This window comes from Streptomyces sp. NPDC089919 (genome assembly GCF_040684615.1).
Taxonomy (GTDB): Bacteria; Actinomycetota; Actinomycetes; order Streptomycetales; family Streptomycetaceae; genus Streptomyces.
On the sequence record NZ_JBFBGK010000175.1, the window covers coordinates 1 to 9,543 of the forward strand.

Annotated in this window: 6 protein-coding genes; 4 read left to right on the forward strand and 2 right to left on the reverse strand. The window is 72.9% G+C overall.

What is annotated here, in order from left to right; translation table 11 throughout:
• Together AB0O40_RS36590 and AB0O40_RS36595 are read left to right on the forward strand one after the other, a co-directional pair.
• Window positions 1-326: LCP family protein (locus AB0O40_RS36590; RefSeq protein ID WP_365050371.1), on the forward strand; the 326-nt coding region annotated here is incomplete at its 5' end.
• Between the two features lie 11 nt (window positions 327-337).
• Window positions 338-886 carry a hypothetical protein gene (locus AB0O40_RS36595; RefSeq protein ID WP_365050373.1) on the forward strand — a complete coding sequence of 183 codons (549 nt, stop codon included), beginning with the start codon at window positions 338-340 and terminating at the stop codon, window positions 884-886.
• A gap of 77 nt (window positions 887-963) precedes the next feature.
• On the opposite strand, the gene AB0O40_RS36600 is transcribed toward AB0O40_RS36595, so the two are convergent.
• Window positions 964-3,417: a GDSL-type esterase/lipase family protein gene (locus AB0O40_RS36600; protein WP_365050375.1), complete on the reverse strand. Its 2,454-nt coding sequence runs from the start codon at window positions 3,415-3,417 to the stop codon at window positions 964-966.
• A 456-nt stretch (window positions 3,418-3,873) separates the two neighbouring features.
• Between AB0O40_RS36600 and AB0O40_RS36605 the strand changes: the two genes are divergently transcribed.
• Entirely contained in the window at window positions 3,874-5,604 is a 1,731-nt protein-coding gene (locus tag AB0O40_RS36605) for a cellulose synthase catalytic subunit (protein ID WP_365050377.1), read from the forward strand.
• A 67-nt stretch (window positions 5,605-5,671) separates the two neighbouring features.
• A complete protein-coding gene (locus tag AB0O40_RS36610; protein ID WP_365050378.1) occupies window positions 5,672-8,788 on the forward strand; it encodes an SGNH hydrolase domain-containing protein in 3,117 nt (1,038 codons plus the stop codon).
• 59 nt (window positions 8,789-8,847) lie between these two features.
• On the opposite strand, the gene AB0O40_RS36615 is transcribed toward AB0O40_RS36610, so the two are convergent.
• Window positions 8,848-9,282: a DUF2690 domain-containing protein gene (locus tag AB0O40_RS36615; protein WP_365050380.1), complete on the reverse strand. Its 435-nt coding sequence runs from the start codon at window positions 9,280-9,282 to the stop codon at window positions 8,848-8,850.
• Between the last annotated feature and the right edge of the window lie 261 nt (window positions 9,283-9,543).

A 9,543-nucleotide genomic window follows, 5' to 3' on the forward strand; every position in this document is an offset into this window, starting at 1 on the left:
ACATCGAGAAGGGCTTCAAGGACAAGAAGTCCGGCGCCGACTTCAAGGCCGGCAAGCAGACCCTCAACGGCGAGCAGGCCCTCGCCTTCGTCCGCCGGGAGAGGGGACGGCCCCGGGACGGATCGCGGGGGAGGGAGGTGCGGCCCCTGCCCTACATTGCAGGTGTCGGACGGCGCGGCCAGAGCCCCGTCCCGCCCGCCGGGCCCGTCACCGGAGCCGGCACCTCTCGATCACGGCCGGCGGCATTCGCCGTACCTCCGTGCCGCATCGCGGCAGGCAGCCACCGCACGCGCAGCATGCGCACCGCCACGCCCTGCCCCGCCTGAAGGGAAACCCGTTGAACCCGTCATCCCGCAGCCCGCGCGTCCGCTCGCTCGCCATCGGCACCGCGCTGACCGCGTCCCTGCTGGGCGCCGTCGCGCCCACCGCCTCGGCCGCCCCCGCGCCGGCCGCCGTCGCGGCGACGGCCGGCACGACCTGTCCGAGCGCCTGCTTCCTCGCCGTCCGCACCGCCGCGCACGACACCTACGACCGACTGGTCATCGACCTCGGCGGCACCGCCCTGCCGACCTGGACGGAGTACGTCGGCGACGACGGCCTCAGCTACGACGGCGGCGGCAGCGGCGAGGGCAAGCCGGTGCCGCTGACCGGCAAGCACTTCCTGAACCTGCACTTCTTCGGCGTCGACAACCACACGACGACCGGCGCGGGTTCCTTCACCGGAGCCACCACGCAGCCGCTCAGCCTGCCCGCCGTCAAGGGGTACGCCCTGCTCGGCGGGTACGAGGGCCACTTCTCCTTCGGCCTGGCCCTCGGCGACTACAGCAGCTACCGCGTCTTCACCCTGACCGCCCCGAACCGCCTGGTGGTGGACGTCTACCACTGACGGACGGGGCGGGGGGCCCCGACCCGGGTGCCCGGACACGGCGGTGTCCGGGCACCCGGGGACGGGGCGCGGCGGTGCTAGCCGGTGTTGCCGCCGCGGTTGTGCCAGGCGCGGATCGCGCCGCCCTCGTAGATGACGACGTAGTCGGCCTTGCCGTCGCCGTCGACGTCCCGGAAGGTGGTCTTGTCGCCCGGGTAGCCGGTCTCGTTCACGAAGTACAGCTGCTTGATGAAGCTGCCCGCGCCGCCTCCTCCGTTGTTGATGTAGGCGTGGACCGCCCCGGTGCTGCCGACGATGAGGTAGTCGTCCTTGCGGTCGCCGTCGACGTCGGCGAGCCGGAGCTTGTCGCGGGAGCCGCCCTGGACGCCGCCGGCCCAGTTCGGCCACGGCTTCCAGTGGATGGTCCCGGCGCTGTCGGGGGTGTTGACGTACGCGTCCACGGCCCCGGTCTCCGTCACGCGCAGGAAGTCGGCGCGCCGGTCGCCGTTGACGTCGGCGAAGCGGATCTGCTCCCGGGTGACCCCGTCGACACCGGGGGCGATCACGCCCAGGTTGCGGCCGAAGTACGGGATCAGGTCGTCGTCGCCCTGCCGGCCGTCGTTGAGCCAGGCCGTCACCGCGCCCTCGGGGCTGACGTACAGGTACTCGTCGCGGCCGTCCCCGGTGACGTCCGCGAAGCGGACGCCGGCGCCGAAGCCGGCCGGGCCCATCGGCGGGAAGAGCGGGCGTCCGGGTGTGGGATCGGCCCAGTGCGGGTGCAGGAGGTCCGCACCGGGGGTGTTCAGGGCGCTGCACACCGAGCCGTCGTCGCCGATCTTGACGTAGTCGGCCCGGCCGTCGCCGTTGAGCTCGACCAGGTCGGTGCGCCCGGTGCACCTGTCCATGCCGGGGGCGATGACGCCGATGGCCTCCCAGCCGGGACCGGCCGCGCTGGCGCCGTCACCGCCCGAGTCGCAGCCGGCGGCGGTCCCGCCGCGGGGATCGGCGAGCCAGCCGTCGGCCGCGGCGTCGGCGATGCCGTCCAGGAAGACGTCGGCCATCTTGCGGTACCCGGCGTCGTTCGGGTGGGCGGGCTGGGCGAGGTCGTCGGTGGTCACGGCGCTCATGTCCAGCAGCGCGACGTGCTTGCCGCGTTCCTGGAAGTCGTTCACGACCTCCGGGAGCCGGGAGTTGTAGGCGTCGATCAGCGGTTGCAGTCCCGGCTTGGTGGCCGGGACGAGGCCGGCGACCAGCACGGTCGTCTCCGGTGCGTCCTCGAGCACCTGGTCGATCAGACTCGCCAGTCGCGCGGGGGCGTTGCCGACGTCGTGCTTCTGGTTGAGGTCGTTGGTGCCCGCGTGCAGGGTGACGACGTTGGGGCGTTGGGAGGGCACGGAACAGTCCGCGGCCTTGGCGATCTGGTCGATGCGCCAGCCGGGGTGTCCTTCGTTGTCGGTGTCGGGCATCGTGCCCGTGTGCTGCGAACCGACGAAGTCCACCGATTTCGCCGCCTGCTTGAGGTCGGCGTAGAGCGGCGCCCGGTAGCCGGCGCCGGTGGAGCTGCCGACACCGGAGGTGATGGAGTCGCCCAGCGGCATCACGGTGACGGCCCGCTTGCTCAACTCGCTCCCGCCGCGCGGGGCGTCCGTGGTGCTGGCACCGGTCCCGCAGATGGTGTCGTACGGTTCCGACCATTCGCGGTGGTAGAAGGGAGCCGAGGCGTCGAGGATCTCGAGCCGGTAGGGCCGGACGTCACCGCTGCGGAACCAGCCGATCAACCCGTCGTTGTGGATGAGGTATTCCTCCGGCTCGGCCGGCCATGAACTCGTCGGTTCGATGGAGTACATGTACCCGACGGCGTTCGGGTCCACCTTCCGGTCCTTCTTCCGGCTGTTCCACTGCGAGCCGCGGACGAACCAGTTGCCGTGGAAGGAGTTGCCAGTCATCCCGCTGCCGTGCTCCCACCGGGGCCCGATGTGGTCGTAGTGGTAGCAGGCGGTCCTGGCCTTGTTCTTGAGGTGCACCTCCTTCTGGCAGGTGCCGCCCCACCACCACTTGTACCAGATCAGCTTCTCGGTCAGCGGGTGCGCGGCGTCGATCTCCCAGACGCAGTTCACCTGTCCGCCGGCCTTGAGGTTGGGGAACTCCTTGTCCTCCCAGGTGTTGCCGTCCCGGACGCAGCTGCCCTTGATGACCCAGGCCTGGTAGCTGGTCTTCTTCGCGTACTCGCGTGACGCGAACCGCCAGATGTCCTTGGCCGGGTCGGGGGCGTCGAAGGAGGGCATCTTCACGCCCGCCTCGCGCAGCCGCATCTCCAGGGTCTTGCCACCGCGTTCGCCCGCTATCTGCTCGGCCAGGCCCTTGACGCTGTCCTCCTCACCGGCGCACTTCCCGGTCCGGCCGGTCCAGAAGTAGTTGGTGCTCGGGGTGCTCTCGAGGGCCCGGCTCACCTCCTCCTGGGTCGGGATGTCCGCGGCCCGGGCCCACGGGGCCAGCGCCAACAGGGAGGCCAGCAGCGCGAGGACGAGCAGCGGGACGGGGAGCACGTGCACGGCTCGCCCCGGACTCCGGGGTCTGCGTGCGGTGGTGAGGTGCGACAAAGGTCTTCCTGCTTCCTGGATGTGGGGTGACTGATCGTCAATCAGGAGGTCGGGGCCGTGTGTTGGCCGAGGTCCTTCATACGCCTACTGACCGGTAAACCAGGCCCCGGGTCGCGTGCGGGCGCGGTGAGAAGGATCACCGGTGGACGTGTCAACCGGTCCGATGGTCGGCTTGCGACGGTTGTGGGCGGCCCCGGTACACCGGGCGGTCACCTGGGATGACGGGTTCTTCGTGCGCCGTTCACACGGCTGTGACCTGCGTATTTCATACAGAGGTATGGACCAATCAGGTCTCGCCAATCCGGTGACCGATTCCCGTTCCCGGCCCCCTGTTTGGCGAATGGTCTATACCTCTGAAGCTACTGTGAGGCTTCAGTGAGGTCGCGAACCGCAGCCGTGGGGGGCTCCATGACCGTGCACCATCTTCCGCAACCACCGTCCGACGAAGAGCTCTACTGGTACTTCGGCCCGCAGCGCCGCTGGGTCCTGGTCGGCAGCTCGCTCGCCTTCGTCTTCACGGCGGCGACCATGCTCAGCTTCGCCCTGCGCACGCCCGCGCTGTGGGCGTTCCTGGCCGTCCTGGGGCTCAACGTCGTCGCCCTGGTCCTCTCCTCCGTCAACAACCTCCGCCAGCGCCGCCTGACCCGGCGCTCCCACGAGGTCCTGGTGCACGCCTGGCAGCCCGCGCGGGCGCCGGGCGTCGACCTCTACCTGCCGACCTGCGGCGAACCCCTGCCGGTACTCGCCAACGCCTACCGGGCCGTCTCGGCCGTCGACTGGCCCGGCGAGCTGACCGTCTGGGTCCTGGACGACGCCGACCGCCCCGAAGTCGCCTCGCTCGCAGCCTCGTTCGGTTACGCGTACGTGGTACGCCCGGACCGCGGGCACCTGAAGAAGGCCGGCAACCTCAACCACGCGCTGACGCTCAGCAGCGCCGAACTCATCGCCATCCTCGACGCCGACTTCGCGCCGCGGCCCGACTTCCTGCACCACCTCGTGCCCTACCTCGCCGATCCCGGCGTCGGCATCGTGCAGAGCCCGCAGTGCTTCGACACCGACGAGACGATGGGCTGGATCCAGCGCGCCGCCGGCGCCGCCCAGGAGTGGTTCTTCCGCTGGATCCAGCCCGCCCGCGACGCCAGCGACGCCGCCATCTGCTGCGGCAGCAACGCCGTCTACCGCCGGTCCGCCCTCGACGCCGCCGGTGGCTTCGCCCGGCTCGACCACAGCGAGGACCTGTACACCGGACTCGCCCTGCACGAGCAGGGGTTCCGCACCCTGTACGTGCCGGTCCTGGTCGCCAAGGGCACCTCGCCCGACGAGCTCACCGCCTTCGTCAACCAGCAGTACCGCTGGGCCATGGGCAACCTGCACCTGATCGGCACCCCCGTGCTGCCCCGGATGCGCGCGCCCTGGCGGATGCGGCTCTGCTTCTACGAGGGCATCATCGGCTACCTCACCACCGCCGTGAACACCTTCGCCGCACCGCTGCCGCCGCTGGTGATGATGTTCTGGTACCCGGACCAGATCCGGCCCTGGCACGTGCTGCCGCTGCTCGCCCCGCTGTGGCTGTGGCACGTCCTGCTGCCCCGGATCAGCCGCACCCGCTGGCGGGTCGAGGTCATCCGCGCCAACGTCCTGACCAGCGTGGCGGCGGCGACCGCCTTCCTGCACACGCTGCGCGGCCGCAGCGCCGCCTGGGTACCCACCGGAGTGCGCGGCAAGGAGGCCCGCGGCGGGATGGCCCGCCGGGTGGTCGGCGCCTCCCTGCTCTGGCTCGTGGTCTCCAACGGCGCCGCCGCGGTCGGGCTGGCCCTGGCCGTCGCCCGGCACGGCTGGGAGCCCAACTGGGGCCTGCTGCTCTACCTGTTGGTGCAGATCCAGATCAACGGCCCGCTCGTCCTGGACCTGGAGCGCGAACTGCGCGGCCGGACCGGGGCCGGGACGCCGGCGGGGGAGGCCGGGCCGGCCGGCCCGCCCTGGCGCACGGCGGCCCGCCGCCTCGCCACGGCGCTGCGCTCCCGCACGGCGATGCTGCCGCGCCGCTGGCCCGAGACCGTGGCCGCGTCCGTGGTGCTGCTGCTCACCGCGCTGCTGGCCTCCGGCTGGGTCAACCCGATGCTCCCGTGGCTGGGCTGAGTCCGACCGGGCCGGCCCCGGCCCGCCCCACCGTACCGATCCCGCACTCCCGAAAGGCCTCCTGACCATGGCTTCCTCCGTGGCACCCGGTCCGCACGGCGCCGCCGCCGCGCCGTCGCCCCCGGACCCGCCGCCGTCCCCGGACCCGGCACCGCCCGCCCGCCGTCCCGGCACGGAGTCCGGGCCCAGCCCGCACCGGTCCGCCTTCCGGCCCGACATCGAGGGCCTGCGGGCGGTCGCACTGCTCGCCGTACTCGCCTTCCACGCCCAACTGCCCGGCATGGCAGGCGGGTTCGTCGGCGTGGACGTCTTCTTCGTGATCTCCGGATACCTGATCACCGGCCTGCTCGTCCGGGAGGCGATCGGCACCGGCCGGATCCGGCTCGGCGACTTCTTCTCCCGCCGGGCCCGCCGGCTGCTGCCCTCCGCCGCCGTCGTGCTCGCCGTGGTGGCCGTGGCCGCCGGCTGGCTGACCGTACCGCTCCAACGCGCCGACCTGGAACGGGACGTGGTGGCGAGCGCCCTGTCCGCGGCCAACTGGCGCTTCGTGGCCCAGCAGACCGACTACCTCGCCGCCGGGCACGCCCAGAGCCCGCTGCTGCACTTCTGGTCCCTCGCCGTCGAGGAGCAGTTCTACCTCGTCTGGGGGCCGCTGCTGGCCCTGCTCGTGCTGGCCTTCGGCACCGCCCGGGCGGTCCGCCGCGGGCGCGCCGTCCGGCTGCTGGTCGCCCCGGCGGCCGCCCTGCTGCTCGCGGTGTCCCTCGCGCTCGCCGTCCACTGGACCGACACCTCGGCCTCCCTGGCCTACCTCGGAACCCCCTCACGCGCCTGGCAGTTCGGGGTCGGTGCGCTGCTGGCGCTGCTGCCCTGGCACCTCATGCGCGGCCCGCGCCTGCTGCGGCTGCTGTGCGGCTGGGCCGGAGCCGCGGCGATCGTGTGGTGCGTGCTGGCGTACGACTCCTCGACCCCGTACCCGGGTTACGCCGCGCTGCTGCCGACGGCGGGTGCCGCGGCGGTCATCCTCGCCGCGATCCCTGGGCGGGGCGAGCGCTACACGGAGGACCGCTTCGGCGTCGGGCGGGTGCTGGCCCGCCGGGCCCCGCGCGCGATCGGACGGCTCTCGTACAACCTGTACCTGTGGCACTGGCCGGTGCTGGTGCTGGCCGGCGCGCGGTTCGGCGACGCACTCGGCGCGCCGCCCGGCGGGCAGCCGGGCTGGCCCGCCAAGACCGCGCTGACGCTGGCCGCCGTGCTGCCCGCGTACGCCACGATGCGCTGGGTCGAGCAGCCGCTGCGGCGCAGCCGCACCGTGTCCGTGCACCCGCGCCGCGGCTTGTCGGTCGGGGTCACGGCCATCGTGTTCCCGATCGTGCTGGCGCTGGTCGTGGGGAGTTCGACGGTACGCCTGCTGGGCGCGGGGGCCCCGGCCGATGCCGCCGGGCTGCCGCCGGGCGCCGCCTCCGGGCCCACCCTGCTGGCCCGGACGCCCGGGGTGCGGATCGCCGACGGCCCGGTGCTGCCGGGACCCGCGCAGGCCCGCAAGGACTTCCCGCCCGACGGTGCCTGCGAGGTCGCACCGGCCGTCACGCGCAGCCCGCAGTGCCTGTTCGGGAACGTCACCAGCCCCGACCGGATCGTGCTGCTGGGCGACTCGCACGCCGGCCAGTGGTTCTCGCCGGTGCTGGCCCTCGCGGCCCGACGCGGCTGGGCGCTCCAGGAGTTCGTCAAGCAGGGCTGCCCGCTGCCGCAGCTGGCGGTCCACAACCCGCAGCTGGGCCGCGGTTACCGGGAGTGCGACACCTGGCGGGCCGACACCCTCGAGCGGCTGCGGACCGGAGCCAAGCCCCGCCTGATCGTGGTGAGTTCGCTCAACCGCTACACCGCCGACCCCGGACGGCTGCTGGCCGGCTGGGAGAAGACGCTCGCCGCGCTGCGGGCCACTGGCGCGCCGATGGTCTACGTCGAGGACACGCCGGTGCCGGGCATCGACGTCCCCGCCTGCGTCTCCGGCAGTCCCGACTCCCCGGGCGACTGCGCCTTCGCCCGCGCCGACTCCCGCCAGCCCGACCCGCTGGCCCGCCGGATCGCGGCCGGCGCCCTGCCCGGAGTGCGCAGCGTCAGCGTCAACCCGGTGCTGTGCCCGGGGACCGGCCCGACCTGCCCGGCCGTGCTGGACCGGATCCTGCTCTACCGGGACGACTCCCACCTGACCAACGCGGCCGCGGTGGTCCTCGCCCCGCGCCTGGAACGCCTCCTGACCGAATCCGGCGCGCTGCCGGCCACCGGTCCGGCCGGTACGCCGGGTCCGGGGGCGGGCGCCGGCACCGGCCCGGGTGCCGGGGCGGGGCGGCCGGGTCCGGACGGCTGGGTCCGGCTGCTGCGGGACGAGTTCGACGGCCCGGCGGGCAGCCCGCCCGCCGCGGCGAACTGGATCCACGACACCGGCACCTGCTACCCCGGCTGCCCGGCACCCCGGTGGGGGACGGGCGAGATCGAGACGATGACCGACTCGACCGACAACGTACGCCTGGACGGCAAGGGCGTCCTGGAGATCCGCCCCACGCTCAAGGACGGGCGGTGGAGTTCGGGGCGCATCGAGACCCGCCGATCGGACTTCGCGGCGCCGCCCGGCGGGATCCTGCGGGTGGAGGCGTCACTGGCGCTGCCGGACGTCACCGGCCCGAAGGCCGCGGGCTACTGGCCGGCCTTCTGGACCCTGGGCGCCCCGCTGCGCGAGGGCTACACCGGCTGGCCGGCGATCGGGGAACTGGACGTCATGGAGTCGGTCAACGGCCGTGACTCCGTCTTCGGCACGATGCACTGCGGGATCGCCACCGGTGGCCCCTGCCGGGAGCCGGCCGGCCTGGGCTCCGGCCCGCGGCCGTGCCCGACCTGCCGTACCGCCTTCCACACGTACGCCGTCGAGGTCGACCGCACACCCGGGGCGGAGGAGGTGCGCTGGTACCTCGACGGCCGGGTGCACCACCGGGTCGCGGCCCGCGAACTGCCCGCCGAGACCTGGCGGCAGGCCGTCGACCACGGCCTCTTCCTGATCCTCAACGTCGCCATCGGCGGCGCCCTGCCCCAGGCCGACGGCGCACCCCCCACCCCCACCCCCGAACCGGGCCACCCCCTCCGCATCGACCACGTCACCGTCGCCACCCGAACCGCTCCCACCGCCTGACAACGCCCCGCCCGCACGGCCCCGACGGCCGTGCGGGCAGGAGGCCGACGGGCCGTGCCTCAGTGGAAGTCGGTACACGTCCAGCCGGAGTTGTACACACAGGCGCGGGCGTACACGGTCCCGTCCACCATGTCCGTCCAGCTGTTGGCGGAGGAGGCGGTGAAGTGGCTCTCCTCTCCGCGGGCGTTGTCGACCTGGTAGTAGTAGCCCGCGCCGTTCACGAGCCGGGCCCAGTTCGCACCGCAGGCGGAGCTGTACCGCAGCTCGATCCGCCCGCTCGTCGTCGACTTGCCCTCCACGGTGATCGCGTCGCCGCTGCAGCCCATGGCGATCGGGTCGCGCCCGGTGCAACTGCTGCCGTAGCAGCCGGCCGAAGCCCGCGCGGCGGGATGCCCGTCCGCGGACTGCCCGCCGCCCTTCGCGGCCGCCACCCCGCCCAGTGGTGCGGCCACCAGTCCCAGGGACAGCAGCAGAACGCCCAGCGACCTCTTCATCAGCAACTCCTTCGAGCGTGGCTTGGCTCCGGACTTCCGATCGTCCGGGCCCGGCCCGTTGTTGCCCAGGCCGGACGGCACCTCGAAACAATCGCCCCGGCGTCGTCAGGCCGTCTGGCCGAGGGTTGTTGAATGGCCGCTGCAATGATCTGGATGGGGCTCTGAGCTGCGGGTTTGAGTGGTTCTCCAGTGATGCTCGCGTGGGGCGGACCAACGTGAGGGACGTGATCACGAGTCACACAGCTTGGTAACGACGAGCAC

Bases quoted from the DNA above. Each gene is read 5' to 3' on its own strand.
- AB0O40_RS36605 (WP_365050377.1), top strand. From the start codon at position 3,874: ATGACCGTGCACCATCTTCCGCAACCACCGTCCGACGAAGAGCTCTAC.
- AB0O40_RS36610 (WP_365050378.1), top strand. From the start codon at position 5,672: ATGGCTTCCTCCGTGGCACCCGGTCCGCACGGCGCCGCCGCCGCGCCG.
- AB0O40_RS36615 (WP_365050380.1), bottom strand. From the start codon at position 9,282: ATGAAGAGGTCGCTGGGCGTTCTGCTGCTGTCCCTGGGACTGGTGGCC.